We start from the raw sequence: 18272 nt of genomic DNA, 5'->3' as shown, positions 1-18272 counted from the left end.
ACCGCCGCAACATGGTGGTTTTTGGACAAAGCGGAAAGTGGCTCTTCATGGAAACTCCCCCGGCACGGCTCGACGAGGTGGATCGCCGGATCCTGGAGGAGCTCACCAAGGACGGCCGCCAGTCGGTGACCACCGTCGCGCAGAAGGTCCATATTTCGCGGGCACACGCCTATTCGCGGATCAATCGACTCCAGGACGAGGGTGTCATCACCCGCTACACCGCGGTCATCGACCCGTTGCGTGCCGGGCTCCGGGCCAGCGCCTACGTGACCCTGAAATTGCGCCAACACTCCTGGAGGGAAATGCGCGAACGCCTCTCCGCGATACCCGAGGTGCACCACATTGGCCTGGTGGGCGGCAACTTCGACGTGATCCTGTTGGTGCGGGCACGCGACAACGTCGACCTGCGCCGCGTGGTCTTCGACCAGCTGCAGTCCATGCCGGGAGTGCTGGATACCCAGACGTTCCTGGTTTTCGAGGATGTCGACACCCGCTAGTCACCACGGACCCCATAGACTCTTCCCAATGGCTTGAGTCGAGGCAGTCGAACGGGGAATCCATGGACAAGGACACTGCGGCGGGTTCCGACCTCGACGCGGCAGTGCCGAATCGGCTTCTGCGCAACCGTCCCGGATTCCAGGCGCTGCTGTTTTCCGTTGCGTTTGGCGCCCTGTCGACGGGCATCCTGAATGTGGCCAACGATTTGGTCGCCATCTATGCCCTGGGCGCCAACGCGACCCAGATCGGAATCCTCAATGCCTCCGAATCGGTGGCGTTTTTATTCCTGGCGATCCCCGCGGGAATCATGCTGGACCGCGTCAACCGGATCGGGACCATGATGTGGGCGCAGCTGGCGGCGGGTCTGGCCATTTTCTCGGTGCCGCTGGCCTGGTCGATGGGTGCCCTGGGCTACCTGCAGCTGGTCTGTGTTTCGTTCCTCGTGGGAGTGGCAGGAATGTTGTGGAACATGGGTGCCGGATCGGCGCTGCCTTCGACGGTGGGACGGGATCTGGTATCCACGGCCTATGCACGCAAGGAAACCGTCGAGACTTCGGTCGGGATCGCTTCCCCCGGGTTGGCCGGCGTGCTGGTCGCCGTCATGTCAGCGCCCTTTACCCTGCTCGTCGCCGGAACCGCCAATCTGCTCGCCGCAGCCACCTTGCTTTGGGGATTTCGCAGGAAGCCGGGACGATCGGTGCCATCCGCGGAATCGACACCGCGGATCGGCTTCCGGGATTCCTTCGGCGAGGGGCTTCGCTTCACACTCACGAACCCCGTCATCCGCGCTCTGGTAACGTCGTCGGCAATCACCAACATGGGATTGGCGTTCGGATCGGCGCTGGAGACCTTGTACTTCGTCAAGGTTCTGGGTTTCACACCCCCGGCCATCGGCTTGGTCATTTCCACCATCGCCGTCGGAGGGCTGCTCGGCTCGCTGTTGGTCCCGTCCCTCGTGGGCAAATGGGGAGAATACCGGGTCCTGGCCCTGTCCATCTTCCTCCTGCCGCTGGCCGTGGCGCTGGTCCCCCTGGCCGCGCTCGCCGGCACCGGGGCCGTATGGGTGGTCATCGGCCATTCTGTGCTCTACAACGCGCTGATGGTTTCCTACAACGCCACTGCCTACGGGCTGCTGGCCGGTTCCACCCCGGATGGGATGATGGGGCGCCAACAGGGATTCCGGCTGGTGTTCACCATGGGACCGGTGCCGATCCTGGGCATCGTCGGCGGCCTAGTCGGGGACGCGCTGGGCCTGCAAAACGCCATGTGGATCTGGGTGGGCCTGACGGCCTTTGCGGCCCTGCCCCTGCTGGCCCTGCTGCGTGGCAAGACTCGTGAGGAAGCTTAGTCTCCCTCGCCCACCGTCGTCTCGAACTCGTACCTGAAGACCTCGGTGATGGGGAGGTTCAGCGCGTGGGCGATCCGGAATGCCGATTCCAGGGAGGGCGAGTATTTCCCCTGTTCGATGGCGATGATGGTTTGGCGCGTCACCCCGACCAGAGCGCCGAGTTCGGCCTGGGTCATGTTGTTTTTGCCTGCCCTGAGTTCCCGGATGGAGTTGCCGAGCCGCCCGCGGTTCACCACGTTGGTACGCCACGGCGGTAGCCGGCAATCTGCACCCCGGCACCCACGAGGAGGGAGAATCCCAAACCGGCAAAGACCGTCGAAGCGATCCAGAAATGTTCGGTGCCGGTGAAGGCCATGGACAAGACGACCACGCAGGCGAACAAGAGGACCTGGAACTTGGCCTGGTCGGCGCGGCGTGCAATGTCGCGATCCCGCTCATCTGGACCAAGGTCCGTCTTTTTGCGGCCCCTGGCCAGAAGTCCGCGCACTATCCACACCGGGGCCACCATGACGAAGACACAGAGGATCATCGGAATAGTGTAGTTTTGCCCCGCCAGGCGGCCGTCTCCCAGCGCATGAATCAGCGCCAGCGCGACAAATACCAGCATTCCAGCACTGCCGGAAGCGACGCCCACCCAGGCAACACGTTCTTCGCTGGACACGTCCACCAACCCCTAAATGTCAAAGATTCTTTACTTTAGAGCCTAGGTCCATGATAGATCAATGTAAAGATTTTTTGACATGGCAATCGCCCGGGAAAGCAGAGTGGACGAAGACGACGTCCTGCCCATGGCGCACCGGCTCGGTGTTGCGCCTACCGCAAATCGACATTTCCCCGTGAAGTACGTGGTTTTTCCCAAACCCGCATACCCGGATCACGGGCCATGCGTTACAGCTCCCCTGCCGTCCTGTCCGGCCAACCGCTCCCGACCCGCCGGAACCCGCCGAGGTCGCTCCGGTGGAATCCCGCCAGAACCACTCGTGGCCGGCCACGGCCTCCCGCATCGTCTCCAATTCGCACCCCCCTCAAGGATCCGTCCGGCGGCGAATTCAACGCACACGGAAAACCCGCGACATCCGCTTCGGCCCAAGCCGCCCGACCGTGAAATGCGCTCCTGGCCAACTCGGGTGCCGCTGGATCCGGGTCCACGGATACGGGTCCAGGCTCAGCGAACTGCGCGGAGCGTTCTACACCGCCATTCGGCTGGAGTCCTGGCTCCGCGGCTGGTGGGCAAAGTGGCTTTGAACAATGCCAGGTGCTCGATGGGCCCTCGCCGCCGGCATCATTACCCGTCCTGATCGCGCTTGAACACCAGCATCAGGCTGCGCATGCCCAACACAAAACCTCCAAAGAGCAAGGCGAAGCCAAAGACCGCGTAAAGGTGGATGTCCCCCGCGACCAGGGGCCCCTCATTGGCAACGATCAGGATGATCGCCCCAAGCACTGCGGCCCCGGCCAACACCGCCACGACGAGTTGTTGGAACAACCCCGTGAGGTAGCCTCGGTCGGAGGGATGGGCCAACATGCGCACGTTCATGGAGAAGCGGCCCTGCTCCAGGTCCTCGAGGTATCCCCGGGCGATGCTCAGGGCAAAGACCCCGCCAAGCAGTGGTCCGATCACACCGGCAAAGGTGGTGGACCCGAATTCCAGAATCGGGGCAACCGCAACCATGGCGTAAACCACCACAGAGAAGAGAACGGCCCAGCGCCAACGCAGGACATAGCCGGCCAGCAGCCACAGGGCAAAGGCCAGCCAAAGGTACTCCGGTGAGACGATCACCGCCCCGATCCAGAGCAGGGCAAGGCCCAGCAGCCACCAGCCGGCACTCGAGGCGACTCGTTGCGGCCCGGCCACCAGCATCCCGGCCAGGTACCAAACAAAAATTGCCACGCCGCTGCCCAGCGCCAAAACCAGCGGGGTCCCGCTCATCAGCGCCCGGGCCACGGAGATCACCACCAGCGCGGCCGTGAGTAGGTGCAACCCCACCCGCATCGTACGGATCGTCAAGTTCGAGGCACGGTTTCCTTCTCCCGGCGCCTTGCCGGTTTGGGAGGGGGACCCGGGTCTAGCGGGTAAGGGAGACTCCACTGGAATAAGCGCCATGACCTGATTCTCCCTCCTCGGAGTCCGTTGCCGCCACGCCCCCATCCGTGTGCCGGGCGTGGGGCGGCGGGGAGGGCCACCAAATGCGGTCTCCAACCACGCTGAAGATGGCCGGAACGATCACCGTGCGTACGACCAAGGTATCGACCAACACGCCCAGTCCCACAATCAGGCCCAGCTGGCCCAGGGTCACCAACGGCAGCATGCCCAAGGCGGCAAACACCGCGGCCAGGACAATGCCGGCGCTGGTGATCACACCTCCGGTGCTGGCAACCGCACGGACCATGCCCTGCCTGGTGCCATGGACCTCGGCCTCGCTTCTGGCCCGGTGGACCAGGAATATCGTGTAGTCGATGCCCAAGGCGACCAGGAACAGGAACGCGAGCAACGGCACCTGCAGATCCAGCGAGTCCTGGCCGAAAAACCTTTGGCTGAGCCACGACCCCGCACCGATGGCGGCCAGCGCGCTGAACACATTGACCACCAGCAGCAAGGCCGGGGCCACCATCGAACGCAACAGTGCCAACAGCACCAGGAAGCTCACCGCCAAGACCAACGGTGCGATCAGCAGCAGGTCGCGCATGTTCCCGGCACGGGCATCGACGTCCTCGGCCACTGCGCCGCCAACAATCGCGTCGGCACCCGCGACGGCATGCACCGCCTCGCGCAGTTCCTCCACCAGGGCCAGGCTCTCGGGGGTTCCGGGGCCCGGTTCCCCGGTGACCATCAGTTTTTCAAGCTCCCCGTTCTCGGATGCACCCAGCGGCGTCACGCGCAATACTCCTGCGACGTCCCGGGCTGCCGACTGTACCTGGTCGATCTTCGAGCTCTTGGCAATCAGGAACATCGGCTGGGATTCACCGGGCGGGAAGTGTTCGCCAAGTGTCTCCAACCCGGCTGCCGATTCGGAGGCCACGCGGAACTTCTCGGTCTGTGTCAAGCCAATGGACGTGCCAAACAGGCCGCTGGCCATGACGGCCAGCAAGGCACCACCGGCCAGCAGTGCCACCACCGGGCGGCGCACCACCTTGCCGGCGATCACTCCCCACATGCGCTGACGGCCCTGCGGCTGTTCCGGGCGGGGAATAAACGGCCAGAAGATCCTGCGCCCGCACACCACCAGCAAGGGCGGCAACGCAAAGAGCACGGCAACCAGGGCGATGATGAGCCCCACGGCCGAGGAAATGCCCAATCCCCGGGTTCCGGGGATGACGGCCAGAACCAGGGTGGCCAGGGAGAGTACAACGGTCACGTTCGAGGCCACAATGGCCGGAGCCGTGCCGCGCCAGGCGTTTGCCATGGCCAGGCGATGGTCCCGGGTATCCATGAGTTCTTCGCGGTAGCGCGAGATCAAGAGCAGGGCATAGTTCGTTCCGGCACCGAAGACCAGGACGCTGATGATCCCCGCATCGAATTGCAGATCGAAGGCGCTGCCGAGTGCCGCCGTGGCCATCCCGGCAATCTGGTCCGCGATGGCCACCACCACCAACGGGATCAGCCATAGGACCGGGGAACGGTAGGTGAGGATCAGCAACACCGCAACGATCCCGATGGTGACCAACAGCAATGTGAAGTCGGCGCCCTCGAAGGATGCTGCGATATCGGCGCCGAAGGCGGATCCCCCGGTGACCTGCAGGGAGATTCCGGCGATGGGGTTCTGCGCCAGGGTGTTGCGCACGTCCTTCACTGTTTGGGCAGTGGCCGTGTTGTCTTCACCCAAGGTGATTGCGGTCTGGATGACGGCGGCCTTCCCGTCTTCGCTGACGAACGGCCGGAAGGCCTGGTGCCCGGTGGTGTCATCGATGGCCGGTGCCAGCGCGGCCAGATCGGCCATGTCTGCCTCGGAAAGCCGCGTCCCGTCCTGGTGCGTGGCCACGATCAGCACCGATCCTTCGTCGCTGCCGGGGAACTGCTCAGCCAGGGCGTTGACCTCGGCCGACTCGGAAGTATCCGGAGAAATCGCATTTGAGGCCGGTGCTTCGGCGGAACGGAGTAGCCCAAAGAGGGCAACAACGCACAGGAGCACCAGGACAAGCGAAACCCAGGCGCCTCGACGGGAGGTCAGTCGTTGGGGCAGGGAGGAACGAAGCCGAAAATTGGACATGGCTTCAGTCAATCAAGAGGGCCTGCCACCACACATCGGACAACCGGTTGAAAACCATCTCAATCCTTTGGTTGATACGCGGATCCCGCGCACCCGGGACCAGCGCGCGCGTTATTCCGGGCCCGGGACGGTGGGTCGGGTGGTCACGGTGCCTTGGCCACGCCGCTGCCGCAAGGCACCACCGACGGCGATCAGCTGCGATTCCTCCCCCGGGAGTTTCCCACGCCTGCGGTTGGTTCGCGCCGCGCTGCGGGAACGCCATGCACTTGCCTGGAGAACCGCCTCGCCGCGGAGCGCCACGGCGGTGTTTCGCTCCCCCGCACGGCCGGCCGATGCCGGATAAACGATCACACGCGGACCAGACGCCCCACGGATGCGGGCTTGCGCCCAGGCCTCACGCCCCGCCCGAGAACGGCGCGCCGTGGCAAAAACGGCGGCGCCCCCGCTCGTGGCAGGGGCGCCGCTGTCATGCATTCGGGAATCTCAGCCCTTGAAGGCGGGCTTGCGCTTTTCCTGGAAGGCCAGGAAACCCTCGGCGTAGTCCTCGGTGGCGCACAGGTCGGCCTGGGCCTGGTTTTCGTTGGCCATCGAGTCCCACAGGCCCAGTCGGGCGTCGCGGATCTCGGCGACCAGTTCCTTGGAGGCGCGGAACGCCCCGGTGGCGCCGGTGGCGACCTTCGCGACGATCCCCCGCGTCGTCTCCAGCAGCGTGTCTGCCGGCATGGCGCGGGAGAAGAGCCCCGAGGCCACCGCATCGGCACCGCTGATCAACTCGGCAGTGTAGATCAAATCCAGCGTGCGGTGCGTGCCCAGGCGTTCGGTGAACAGCCAGTGCCCGCCCGAATCCAGGGTCGCACCCAGGTTGGCGAAGGGGGAACCGATTTTCGCATTATCCGCCACGTAAACCACATCGGTGGCGATGGCCAGGCCCAGCCCGACCCCGAGGCACGCGCCGTGCACGGCAGCAAAGGTGGGGGCCGGGAAGGAGGACATCTTGGCCAGCAGCGGCTGGACCTTTCCGCCCAGGTAGCCCATGACGTCGTCGTCGGCGGGGACCACCCCGGAGATGTCGCGGCCGGCGCAGAAGCCGCGGCCCTCCCCGCGCAGCAGCAGCGCGCGCACCTCGCCGGTTTCCACACCCTCGGCGGCCTTGTCATAGGCGGCTTCCAATTCCGCCAACGCCGCCTCGTTCAGCGAGTTCATCTTTTGCGGGGCGTTGAGCACGATCTCCGCCACGCCGTCGGAGATATTCAGTTCAATCATCGTTGGTCCGTTCACTGGGGATTTTCGGGTCCTACGGCAAGGATCCACCCGCTGGGTGCGGATGGATCCTTGCCGGTGTTGCTTGTGACTAGGCGTCGTAGTCGACCAGGACGCGTTCGGTGGTGGGACGCGACTGGCAGGTCAGCACGTAACCACGCTCGATCTCGTCCGGTTCCAGCGCGTAGTTCTCATCCATTTCCACCGCGCCTTCGACGACCTTGGCGCGGCAGGTGCCGCACACGCCGCCGGCGCAGGCAAACGGGACATCCGGGCGGACCCGCAGCGCCGCATTGAGGACGGTTTCGCGTGCATTCACCGGGCTCTTGACCTCGCCCTGCAGGCCATCGAGCTTGAATCCGATCGAGTAGGTCTCATCGGATTCATCGATGAGCACCGGGCGGCCGATGTTGCCCTCGGGGCGGTTCGGCTCGCCGGTGGTGAACAGCTCGTAGCGGACCTTCTCGGCAGGGACGCCCTGGGCGGCGAGATTGTCGCGCACCAGCTGGACCAGTTCGAAGGGCCCGCAGAGGAACCATTCGTCGACCTGGTCGGTGCGGATGACCGCGCCGAGCAGCTTGTTCAGCTTCTCGGAGTCGATGCGGCCCGAGAGCAGCGGGGAGATGCGCTGTTCGCGGCTCAGTACGTGGTGCAGCGCAAAGCGGGCCGGGTAGCGGTCCTTGAGGTCGGCCAGTTCCTCCAGGAACATCACGTCCATGGCTGCCTTGTTCGCGTAGACCAGGTCGAAGTGGACGTTTTTGTTGGCTGCCAGCACCGTGCGGGCGATCGCCATGACCGGGGTGATGCCCGAGCCGGCGGCCACCGCCACGAACGTGTCCTCGTTTTCCACGTCGATGGACTCGGGGTCGTTCATCCCGGTCATCTTGTGCTTGGAGATGAAGCCGCCGGTGGGGCTCATGACATCCATGGTGTCCCCGGCGACCAGCGACTCGTTGGCCCAGGTGGAGAAGATCCCGCCGATGTCGCGCTTGATGGCCACGTGGATCTCGCCGTCCGTGGGCTCGGCGCAGATCGAGTAGCTGCGGCGCAGCTCGACCATGTTGCCGTCGAGGTCCTCGAGCTCCTTGCGCAGGGCCACGTATTGGCCCGGCAGGTAGTCGTACTGTCCGGCCAGTTCGGCGGGGACCGCGAAGGTCACCTCGATGGCGTCGGCGGTGAGCCTGCGGACCTCGGCAACGGTGAGGGTGTGGAACGTGGTCCGGCGGCGGCCCGGGACCTCGGGATCAACGCCCCCGTCGGTGGGCAGGGAGGCAGTCGTGTCTGTCATGAGAGCACCTTGAAGTAGTCGAAGGGTTCCAGGCAGTCCTTGCATTGGTACATGGACTTGCAGGCGGTGGAACCAAAGCGGGAAAGTTCTTTGGTATTGAGCGAATGGCACTGCGGGCATTTCACGGCCATGCCCAGGGTCACCGGGCCGCGGTGTCCGGTGCCCGTGGGCGGGGCAATGCCGTAGGCCTCCAGCTTGGTCTTGCCCGACTCGGTCATCCAGTCGGTGCTCCAGGCCGGGGAAAGGACCAGGTTGACCCGGACATTGTCGTATCCGGATTCCTTGAAGACGATTCCGAGGTCCTCGGTGATTGCGTCCATCGCCGGGCACCCGGAGTAGGTGGGGGTGATGGTGACAACCACTGTGTCACCCTCCATGTCCACGTCCCGCAGGATCCCCAGGTCCGCGATGGTGAGTACCGGGATCTCGGGATCGGTGACGCGCGAGGCGATCTCTCGGAGCTCGGCGATGGTGGCAATCATGTCTTGTGTCCTTTGCTTACCAGGTGGCGCCGGGGTGCTTGCGGGCAAGCACCTGCATCTCGGCCAGGATGAAGCCAAGGTGCTCGGAATGCTCGCCGCGCCGGCCCCGGGCCATTGCGTACGGAACGGTTGGTACCTCGAGCCCGGCGTCGGCCAGGACGGAGGCGAATTCCTCGTCCCAGGCGGCGCGCAGGGTCGAGGGCGCCACGGCGACGTCGCCGAGGGCGGTGTGCAGGTCCTCGTCCTCGAAGATCTCCCCCACGTAGGGCCAGAGCACCGCCAGGGCGTGGCGCATGCGTCGGGCCGATTCCTCGGTGCCCATCCCCAGGCGCAGGGTCCAGGCGATGGCGTGGTCGCGGTGGTAGTCGACCTCCTTGACGGCCTTGGCGGAAATCGCCGCGATCGTCGGGTCGGAGGACTGAAGCAGCTCGGTGTAGAGCAGGTGCTGGTAGATGGAGATGATCAGCTGGCGCATGATGGTGACGCCGAAGTCGCCGTTGGGCTGTTCGACGATGTGCAGCGAGCGGAAGTCCTCTTCCTCGCGCCAGTAGGCCAAATCGTCCTCGGTCTTATCCCAGGCCTTGCCGGCGTAGGTGAGGAAGGAGCGGGCATGGCCCAACTGGTCCAGGGCGATATTGCCCAGGGCGATGTCTTCCTCCAGCTCCGGGCCACGGGAGATCCAGTGCGAGAGACGCTGGGCCAGGATCAAGGCGTCGTCGCCCAGGCGCAGTGCGTACTGCGCGACCAGGTCGGTCGGCTTCTCCTGCTGGATCGCGATGTCCTCGGGGCGCAGTGCGTTGCCCGGGGTGACGCGGGTGGCCGAGGCGCTGGCGTCACCGAAGGAATCCAGCGAGTGGTCGATGTCGTGTGCGCTCACAGGTGCTTCACGCCCTCGGACTTGGTGTAGTAAGTGGCATGGCGGTAGTCCTTGCCCTGCGGGGACTCGAAGTACATGCCCTTCGCGTCGGGGTCCGAGGCAATGATGTCGGTGCTCGCAACGACCCACAGCGAGATGCCCTCGTTGCGGCGGGTGTACAGGTCGCGGGCGTTCTTCAATGCCATTTCCGCGTCCGGTGCGTGCAGCGAACCGGCGTGCACGTGCGAGAGCCCGCGGGAGGAACGGACGAATACTTCCCAGAGCGGCCAGGTGCCGTGTGTTTCGGTCATGATTTATGCAACCTCGGTCTTTCGAGCCATATTTGCCGCGTATGCAGCGGCAGCTTCGCGCACCCAGGCGCCTTCGTTGTGTGCATCGTTGCGGCGCTGCAGGCGCTGGGCGTTGCAGGGGCCGTTGCCGGCGATGACTGCCTTGAATTCTTCCCAGTCCAGGTCCATGTGGATCCAGGTGCCGGATTCCTCGTCGAAGCGCAGCTCCGGGTCCGGAAGGGTCAGGCCCAGGACCTTGACCTGCTCGGCGATCATGCCGACGAAGCGCTGGCGCAGTTCGTCGTTGGAGAAGCGCTTGATCTTCCAGGCGGTGGACTGCTTGGAGTTCGGCGAATCGGCATCCGGGGGTCCGAACATCATCAGCGACGGGGCGTAGAAGCGGTTGATGGCGTCCTGCGCCATCTTCTTCTGTGCCTCGGTGCCGCCGGCCAGTTCCAGCAGGATCTCGAAACCCTGGCGCTGGTGGAAGGATTCTTCCTTGCAGATGCGCACCATGGCGCGGCCGTACGGGCCGTAGGAGGCGCGGCACAGCGGGACCTGGTTGGCGATTGCGGCGCCGTCAACCAGCCAGCCGATTGCTCCCATGTCGGCCCAGGAACGTGCCGGGTAGTTGAAGATCGAGGAGTATTTGGCCTTGCCCGTCATCAACTGGTCGTTGAGGACATCGCGCGGGGTGCCGAGGGTCTCGGTGCCCGAGTACAGGTACAGGCCGTGGCCCGCTTCGTCCTGCACCTTGGCCATCAGGATGGCCTTGCGCTTCAGCGACGGGGCCCTGGTGATCCAGTTGGCCTCGGGCTGCATGCCGATGATCTCGGAGTGCGCGTGCTGCGACATCTGCCGCGTCAGCGTCTTGCGGTACGCCTCCGGCATCCAGTCGCGCGGTTCGATGCGCGAATCCTCGGCAATGATCTGGTTGAACCGATCCTGCCCTGCTTGCTCCTCAGGAGAAAGTACTGCGGATAGCGATCCGCCGCTTTCTTGCTGTGCAGCCATAGTGCTCACCTCACTGTGACAAAAAGTTATTTACTGACCGTTCGTTCAGGATATGCGGACGATCACCTTTTCGTCAATCACGGTGCTGCCGGGAGTCGTTGTCCTGTCTCACTACAGGTGAGGCAATCTCACTACACCCGAGGCATTAGGTGATTCTGTCTCACTACACCCGAGGCATAAACGCTTCTGCCTCACTACACCCGAGGCAATTGGTCCGTTCCGCCTTACTTCGCCTGAGGAAACTTCCCATCTCACTTGGGCCGACCGAAACCTCGATCCTTCAATCCGAAATTCCAACATCAAACGGCCTCAGCGAAACCATCACACCACCGCGAACCCAGCCAAATGCCGATTTGCCTCGGGTGTAGTGGAATGGAATTCGGGGTTTCGTTCCACAACACCCGAGGCAACCGCGGAAAACCGGGGCCGTCTGCCTCACCTGAAATGACAAAGGTCGGGAGTCGTGGTCCGCGGCCGTGTTTCGCCCCATGGGGAACCCGCGCTCCGAGATACCACGCCCGCCGAAAACCTGCCGCGCAGATGACGCGCGGCGTCGCTGCGGGCCGTGCACCTGCGTCACGGCAGGCAACAAAGACCGGGGTTGCCCGCTCCGGATGACGCACCATGTCGCCGCGTGCCACCGGGTGACAGGGGCATGGATTCAGGGCATTGCTACGGCACAAAATGGTTCATCGCCCCTTCACCGGATCACCGGGCAGGGGCTTCACGCCCCCTGCGGCACCACCCCGGTGCCACTCCAGCACGGAGAAACAACGCATGATCACCCTGAAAAAACTCACCAAGGTCTACGGAAACGGGCCAGGTGCCCTGACGGTCTTGGACAACCTCGACATCGAGGTCGCCCCCGGCGAGATCCTCGCCGTCACAGGCCCCTCCGGAGCCGGCAAGTCCACCCTCGCCCAGTGCATCGGCCTGCTCGAACGGCCCACTTCCGGGCAGGTCATCGTCAACGGCGAGGACCTTGCGTCCCTGCCCGAACGCAGGCTGCGCGTCGCACGGCGGCGCATCGGCACCATCTTCCAGTCCGCCAGCCTGCTCTCGCGCAGCACCGCGGCGCAGAACGTGGCCCTGCCGCTCCAGTACCTGGGCGTCACCCCGGCAGAGACGAAGGCACGGGTTGCGGAACTGCTCGAGCGCGTCGGGCTCGCGCACCGCGCCGACCACTACCCCTTCGAACTCTCCGGCGGCCAGCGGCAGCGCGTGGGCATCGCCCGCGCCCTGGCGTTGCGCCCCTCGGTGCTGCTCTCCGACGAGGCAACCTCGGGCCTCGACCCGGAAACCACGTTGTCCATGGTGGCACTGCTGCGCCAGCTGCGCGACGACCTGGACCTCGCGGTCGTGTTCGTCACCCATGAAATGGACACCGTGCTGCATGTGGCGGACACCGCGGCGCGCCTGGAGGACGGGCGCATCGTGGAACAGGGCCGGCTGGTGGATCTGGTCACCGACCACGACTCGGTCCTTGGCCGGGCCCTGCAACCACGGCCCGCAGCGGCCGCCCCCGCCCCCGGCTCGACACCCTGGGCGCTGAGCTACGATTCGCGCGCTGTACCGGCAGACTGGCTGCAGCGGGTTTCGGCCGAACTCGGCGAACCGCTGGCCCTGTTGGCGGCAAGCATCCAAAGCATCGACGGCACCAGCACCGGCACCGCGACCGTGGGGCTGCGCGCCCCGGCCCACCAGGCCGCCGCGGCCTTTGCCCGGCAGGGCCTGCACGCGGTGCCCGTGCGCACCGCAGGTCCCGACCCCGTGTCCACCGCCGTCCCACGAGCCACGGAGGAACTCCAATGGGCCTGAACATTTCCGCCGCGGTGCAGATCCGCGCCCTGGCCGACACTCCCCTGCCGGAGCTTCCGGCGTTGCTGGTCCCGGCCCTGGGCGAGACCCTGGCCATGGTCGGCATCGTGATGCTGATCGTCGTTTCCCTGGGCACCCCGATCGCCGTCGCCTTGCACAACATGGCACCCGGCGGGCTCTTCGAGCACCGCGGCACCTATTCGGTGCTCAGCTGGATCGTGAACATCGGCCGGTCCCTGCCCTTCCTGGTGCTGATGGCCGCGATCGTCCCGTTCACCCGCTTCGTCACCGGCACCAACATCGGCATTGCCGCCGCCGTGGTTCCCATGTCGCTGGCCGGCATCCCGTTCTTCGCCCGGCTGGTGGAGAACTGTTTGCGCGATGTCCCGCGGTCGGTCACCGCCGCGGCCCGCGCCTCGGGCGGCTCCCCGCTGCAGATCATCCGCACCGCGCAGCTGGGCGAGGCAGTCCCGGCAATCCTGGGCGGGCTGACCATCAACACCATCGCGATGATCGAATACTCGGCCATCGCCGGAACCATCGGCGCCGGCGGCATTGGCTACGTCGCCGTTACCTACGGCTACCAGCGCTTCGACCAGACGGTCATGCTGGCCACCGTGCTGCTGCTGATCGCGATGGTCACCATCGTCCAGCTCGGCGGAGACGCCCTGGTCAAGGCCACCACACCGCACCTGCGCCGCCGCGCCTAGCCACCCCCGGCACCCCGCCGCACCCGGGCCCGGACATTCCTCCTGCCCCCGACCAACATTCGTTTCCCCACTCCCGCGCCCGAAAGGCGGTTCCCCCATGACCATCACAGATCCCGAGACCAAGCCAGTGACCGATTCCCACGGCTTCACCATCCAAAAGCACAAGAAGTGGCCCTGGACCCTCGCCGCCATCGCCCTGGCCGGAGCCATCACGGCGGGTGCAGTCATCGGTTCCAACTCGGGCACCGAGTCGCCGAACACCGTTGCCGGTGCCACGCTGACGGTGGTTACCGCGGAGGGCAACCACGCCGAGCAGGCCCTGGTGGACTTCGTGGCGGAGGAAATCGCTCCCAAGTACGGCATCAAGGTGGCCTTCAAGGGGCTGGCCGATTCGACGACGCTGAACCGGGCGGTGTCCACCGGCGAGGTCGCCGGAACCATCTACCAGCACAAGCTCTGGCTTTCCCAGGTGCTGGAGGCCAATCCCGACTTCAAGCTCGCTGCGGCCACGCCGGTCTTCCGCTGGGGCTTCGGGATCTGGAGCGAGAAGTACAAATCCGTCGACCAGATCCCTGACGGGGCGACCATTTCCCTCTACTCGGACCCGGCCAACGAGGCCCAGGGACTGTGGCTGCTGGAGCGCGCCGGGCTGATCAAGCTCGACCCCTCGGTTGACAAGTGGAAAGCGACGCAAAAGGACATCGCGGAAAACCCCAAGGGCATCAAGTTCAAGCTGCTGGACTTCGCGGCCCAGTCGCGTTCCCTTCCGGACCTTGACGCCGCGGTGGGCTACACCGAGTACTACGTCTCGGCCAAGGTTCCGCTGTCGCAGCAGATCTTCGCCCCGGCCGCGCCCGACGAGTTCGCCGGGCAGCTGACCATTGGCACCGAGTACGCGGACACCGAGAACGTGCAAAACCTGGTGAAGGCGTTCAAGGACCCCGCGGTCCAGGAATTCCTGCGCACCGACCCGTCCGTCAAGGACCTGCTGGTGCCCATCGACGCCAAATAGCTTGCCTGCGAAGTTATTTCGCGGTACTTGACCCAGGTCAAGGCGTGCAGCGCGCACAAGCGGTGTAATGGTGGAACCATCCGCACCAAGCCTGAAAGCGTGGATCACAACCATGAAGACCGCCAAGTTTGAAACCGAACCGTTCACCTGTCCCTCCTGCATCAAGAAGATCGAGGGCGTCGTCGGCAAGTTGGAGGGCGTTGAAACCACCCAGGTGATGTTCAATTCCAACAAGGTCAAGGTCGGCTTCGACGAGAACATCGTCAAGGCAGAGGAGATCGCCAAGACCATCAGCGGCCTGGGCTACCCGGTGCTTTCGCAGAAGGTCGCCTAGCCTTTCGGGGCAACCCGCACGGGTCTCGGGGGGGTCCGGGCAGCGGCCATTCGGTCGCCGTCCGGGCCCCGTTTGTGCTCCCCCCTTGCCAGCCGCCGGTGAAATCGCTGGTTAGATGGGTGGCATGCACCAACACCTTGGCCACCCCGAAGGGGAGAACGCGCTCGAGCAGCTCGTGGCGCGCATCCCGCTCTTTTCCCAACTTTCCGATGCGGAACTGGGCGAAGTTGCCAGGCGCGTGACACCGCGCAGCTTCCCGCGCAACGCCCAGCTCTATGGGGCGGGGGAACACAATGCCAACCTGATGATCATCCACAGCGGCCTGGTGAAGGTCTACCGCATCACCGACGCCGGCCATGAACAGGTCATCAGGATCCTGGGACCGGGCGACTTCTTGGGCGAGTCCACCTTCATCGACCGTTCCGCTGTCGACCATTTCGCCGTCACGCTTGAAAAGTCCGACATCTGCGCGCTGCACCATGACGACCTGCACTCCTACGTGCTGACCTTTCCGGGGGTCGCGTTCAAGATGCTTGAAACCCTCTCACGGCGCCTGGCCGAGACCGAGCACCAACTCAGTTCGGTGGCCGGGGACGACGCAGACCACCGGGTTGCCACCTATCTGCTGGAGGCCTCTGCCGCGGCCGGCACCGAGCGGATCCGCCTGGGCATCGCCAAGAAGGACGTCGCTTCGCTGCTCGGGCTGACCCCCGAGACCTTCAGCCGCAAGCTCGCCGCCTTCGAGGAAGCCGGCTGGATCACCCTGCACCGTGGCCGGGACATCGAACTGCTTGACACACGGGCACTGTCCCTCTTGTAACGGGGATCACCGTCCACAAAACCGAATGATTGACGGTTCTTGATCCGCGTCAAGGCGCGGATCCGGATTTGTCGATGTAATGGTCCTTACGGCGGACTGGCACCGTTGCCGGTCCCAGCATTGACAAGGAGCATCATGACGGGCAAAACCAAGGCGTGGTTCGCGGCGCTCACCGGCGCCATGCTGATCCTCGCCCTCGGATTCCACTTTCTCTCCCTGGAACTCCCTCGTGACATCACATTGTTCGCCACCGCCGTGATTGCGGGGATTCCCACGGCGATCCGGGCCTTCCAAGGCCTGCGCGCCAAGGCCTTCAGCATCGACTTGCTGGTGACCATCGCGGTGACTGGCGCACTGATCATCGGCGAATACGTCGAGGCCTCCGTCGTTGCGTTCCTCTTCATTTTCGGCGCCTGGCTCGAGGCCCGGACCCTGGAAAAAACCCGGCGTTCCCTGCGTGACCTCGTCGACATGGCTCCCGCCGAGGCACAGGTCATTCGCAACGGGGAAACCCTCACCGTCCCCGTCGACGACATCGCCGAAGGCGAGATCATCGTCATTCATTCGGGCGGCAAGGTCCCCGTCGACGGACCCATCGTCTCCGGACGCGGCCTGCTCAACGAGGCCGCCATCACCGGCGAATCGGTCCCGGTGTCCAAGTCCACCGGCGATGGCGTCTACACCGGAACGATCCTCGACACCGGATTCGTGCACGTGAAGGCCGAGCATGTCGGGGACGACACCACCTTCGCCCAAATCATTGAACTCGTGGAAGAGGCCCAGGAAACCAAGACCCGCGCCCAACGTTTCCTTGACCGTTTCGCCAACATCTACACGCCCTCCATCGTGGTGCTCTCCATCCTGGTGCTGGTCTTCAGCCGCAACGTGGAATTCGCGCTGACCTTCCTGGTCATCGCCTGCCCCGGCGCCCTGGTGATCTCCACCCCAGTGTCCATGGTCGCAGGGCTCGGCAACGGCGCCCGCCACGGCGTGCTGGTCAAGGGCGGCGACGCACTGGAACAGATGTCCAAGGTCGACACCTTGGTGGTCGACAAGACCGGAACGCTCACCGAGGGCAAGCCACGACTGACCGAGATAAAGGCAGCCAACGGTGCCGACGCCAACTGGACCCTGCGATTGTCGGCCCAGCTGGAACTGGCCTCCGAGCACCCGCTGGGTCGCACCATCGTGGAGGCAGCCACCGAAGCCGACCTGGAACTTGGTGTGCAGCCGGCCGACGTGGAGGTCATCAAGGGCGGCGGCATCCGCGGCACCGTGGACGCCCACGAGGTCGTGGTGGGAACCCGCAAGGTCCTGGCCATTGTCGGCACCGAGATCTCCGATGAGTTCGAGTCCTACGCCGTTGCGCGCGAACAGGCCGGAAACACCGTGGTCTTCGCCTCGATCAATGGGAAACTGTCCGGCATCCTCTCAATTGCCGACAAGATCCGACCCGAGGCTGCCGATGCCATTGCGGCGTTGCGCGCCCGCGGCATCAAGCAGGTCATGATGCTCACCGGCGACAACCGGCACACCGCGGAGCTTGTCGGCCGGCAGCTGGGCCTGGACGCGGTCCACGCCGAGCTGATGCCTGCGGACAAGGTCGAGATCGTCAAGCAGCTGAAGGCCGAAGGGCACAAGGTCGCGATGATCGGCGACGGGATCAACGACGCCCCGGCGATCGCCACCGCGGATGTCGGCATGGCCATGGGTGCGGGCACCGACGTCTCCATCCAGACCGCCGACGTGATCTTGATGGGCAACCGCTTTGACCAGTTGGTGCACTCGTTCTCGCTGGCCAAGGCCACGGTGCGCAACATGAAGCAAAACACCTTCATTGCCGTGGGCACCGTGGTGCTGCTGCTCACCGGCGTCCTGTTCCAGAAGGTCTTCATGTCCACGGGCATGCTGGTCCACGAGATCAGCGTGCTGGTGGTGATCATCAATGCCGTGCGTTTGGTGAAGTACCGCGACAGGAAGTCCGAAGCCATCACACCCGGCAAGTCGTTGGCCATCTCCGCCGCCGGGGACGGGGACCCCGAGCGCGAGCTCGAACGCGCCGGGGCATAGCACCGAGTTGCGGATGAGCCCCTGCAGGTCAACCGGAAACCGGTTGCCCTGCAGGGGCTCATCCTCTCCCACCGGGGACTTGGGCCCGGCCATCCTCCCCCGCACCATGAACCTGGGCACCGAGTACGCGGACACCGAAAACGTGAGGAACCCCGTGGCAGAGCAGGACTTTCGCGGCACCCAGTCGGGCGGGGGCGGGGGCCCCCGGCCGGGGCGGCGCCGGCGGGCCGGGCTCCGGGGGGGCGGGGGGGGCGGGGGGGGGGC

At 65.1% G+C, this 18272-nt stretch carries 18 protein-coding genes; 8 read left to right on the top strand and 10 right to left on the bottom strand.

Features of this window, described 5'->3' with window-relative positions; translation table 11 throughout:
• The first annotated feature begins 47 nt into the window (after positions 1–47).
• Both J2T21_RS17840 and J2T21_RS17835 read left to right on the top strand, forming a co-directional pair.
• Positions 48–497, top strand: a complete 450-nt coding sequence (locus J2T21_RS17840) for an Lrp/AsnC family transcriptional regulator (protein WP_307583257.1) — start codon at positions 48–50, stop codon at positions 495–497.
• A 62-nt stretch (positions 498–559) separates the two neighbouring features.
• The gene (locus J2T21_RS17835; protein ID WP_307583255.1) at positions 560–1846 is read left to right on the top strand and encodes an MFS transporter; all 1287 of its coding nucleotides are present in this window, start codon (positions 560–562) and stop codon (positions 1844–1846) included.
• Here J2T21_RS17835 and J2T21_RS17830 read toward each other — a convergent pair.
• From J2T21_RS17830 to paaA, 10 genes are all read right to left on the bottom strand, one after another.
• On the bottom strand, positions 1843–2079 hold the full coding sequence (locus J2T21_RS17830; RefSeq protein ID WP_307583381.1) for a helix-turn-helix transcriptional regulator: 237 nt from the start codon (positions 2077–2079) through the stop codon (positions 1843–1845). The genes J2T21_RS17835 and J2T21_RS17830 overlap by 4 nt on opposite strands.
• Complete coding sequence (locus J2T21_RS17825; protein ID WP_307583253.1) at positions 2076–2507, bottom strand: hypothetical protein; 432 nt, start codon at positions 2505–2507, stop codon at positions 2076–2078. Before J2T21_RS17825 ends, J2T21_RS17830 begins: the two co-directional genes overlap by 4 nt.
• A 624-nt stretch (positions 2508–3131) precedes the next feature.
• Positions 3132–3854: a hypothetical protein gene (locus J2T21_RS17820; RefSeq protein WP_307583252.1), complete on the bottom strand. Its 723-nt coding sequence runs from the start codon at positions 3852–3854 to the stop codon at positions 3132–3134.
• Between the two features lie 58 nt (positions 3855–3912).
• Positions 3913–6054: an MMPL family transporter gene (locus J2T21_RS17815; RefSeq protein WP_307583250.1), complete on the bottom strand. Its 2142-nt coding sequence runs from the start codon at positions 6052–6054 to the stop codon at positions 3913–3915.
• A 483-nt stretch (positions 6055–6537) separates the two neighbouring features.
• Positions 6538–7317, bottom strand: a complete 780-nt coding sequence (locus tag J2T21_RS17810) for an enoyl-CoA hydratase/isomerase family protein (protein ID WP_307583248.1) — start codon at positions 7315–7317, stop codon at positions 6538–6540.
• Between the two features lie 88 nt (positions 7318–7405).
• The gene (gene paaE, locus J2T21_RS17805) at positions 7406–8602 is read right to left on the bottom strand and encodes a 1,2-phenylacetyl-CoA epoxidase subunit PaaE (RefSeq protein ID WP_307583246.1); all 1197 of its coding nucleotides are present in this window, start codon (positions 8600–8602) and stop codon (positions 7406–7408) included.
• Positions 8599–9084 (bottom strand): 1,2-phenylacetyl-CoA epoxidase subunit PaaD, encoded by a 486-nt coding sequence (paaD, locus tag J2T21_RS17800; RefSeq protein WP_307583244.1) that lies wholly within the window; start codon positions 9082–9084, stop codon positions 8599–8601. The genes paaE and paaD overlap by 4 nt, the downstream gene beginning before the upstream one ends.
• A 16-nt stretch (positions 9085–9100) precedes the next feature.
• Positions 9101–9961, bottom strand: coding sequence for a 1,2-phenylacetyl-CoA epoxidase subunit PaaC (gene paaC, locus J2T21_RS17795; protein WP_307583242.1), 861 nt, complete (start codon positions 9959–9961; stop codon positions 9101–9103).
• Positions 9958–10251 carry a 1,2-phenylacetyl-CoA epoxidase subunit PaaB gene (gene paaB, locus J2T21_RS17790; protein ID WP_071212832.1) on the bottom strand — a complete coding sequence of 98 codons (294 nt, stop codon included), beginning with the start codon at positions 10249–10251 and terminating at the stop codon, positions 9958–9960. Before paaB ends, paaC begins: the two co-directional genes overlap by 4 nt.
• 3 nt (positions 10252–10254) lie before the next feature.
• Entirely contained in the window at positions 10255–11244 is a 990-nt protein-coding gene (gene paaA / locus J2T21_RS17785; RefSeq protein WP_307583239.1) for a 1,2-phenylacetyl-CoA epoxidase subunit PaaA, read from the bottom strand.
• 777 nt (positions 11245–12021) lie between these two features.
• On the opposite strand from paaA, the gene J2T21_RS17780 reads away from it, so the two are divergent.
• The 6 genes from J2T21_RS17780 (at position 12022) to J2T21_RS17755 (ending at position 18008) form a co-directional block, all read left to right on the top strand.
• Complete coding sequence (locus tag J2T21_RS17780) at positions 12022–13062, top strand: methionine ABC transporter ATP-binding protein (RefSeq protein ID WP_307583238.1); 1041 nt, start codon at positions 12022–12024, stop codon at positions 13060–13062.
• Positions 13053–13772 (top strand): methionine ABC transporter permease, encoded by a 720-nt coding sequence (locus J2T21_RS17775; protein WP_307583237.1) that lies wholly within the window; start codon positions 13053–13055, stop codon positions 13770–13772. Before J2T21_RS17780 ends, J2T21_RS17775 begins: the two co-directional genes overlap by 10 nt.
• A 97-nt stretch (positions 13773–13869) precedes the next feature.
• Positions 13870–14784: a MetQ/NlpA family ABC transporter substrate-binding protein gene (locus J2T21_RS17770; RefSeq protein ID WP_307583235.1), complete on the top strand. Its 915-nt coding sequence runs from the start codon at positions 13870–13872 to the stop codon at positions 14782–14784.
• 112 nt (positions 14785–14896) lie between these two features.
• Positions 14897–15118: a heavy-metal-associated domain-containing protein gene (locus tag J2T21_RS17765; RefSeq protein WP_307583234.1), complete on the top strand. Its 222-nt coding sequence runs from the start codon at positions 14897–14899 to the stop codon at positions 15116–15118.
• A gap of 124 nt (positions 15119–15242) precedes the next feature.
• Positions 15243–15938, top strand: coding sequence for a Crp/Fnr family transcriptional regulator (locus J2T21_RS17760; protein ID WP_307583233.1), 696 nt, complete (start codon positions 15243–15245; stop codon positions 15936–15938).
• A 135-nt stretch (positions 15939–16073) separates the two neighbouring features.
• Entirely contained in the window at positions 16074–18008 is a 1935-nt protein-coding gene (locus J2T21_RS17755; protein WP_307583230.1) for a heavy metal translocating P-type ATPase, read from the top strand.
• Positions 18009–18272 lie beyond the last annotated feature (264 nt).

It is taken from the genome of Paeniglutamicibacter psychrophenolicus (assembly GCF_030812255.1).
GTDB lineage: Bacteria > Actinomycetota > Actinomycetes > Actinomycetales > Micrococcaceae > Paeniglutamicibacter > Paeniglutamicibacter psychrophenolicus_A.
Note: the sequence above shows the minus strand (reverse complement) of the source record. Positions and strands in the feature narration are given on the sequence as shown.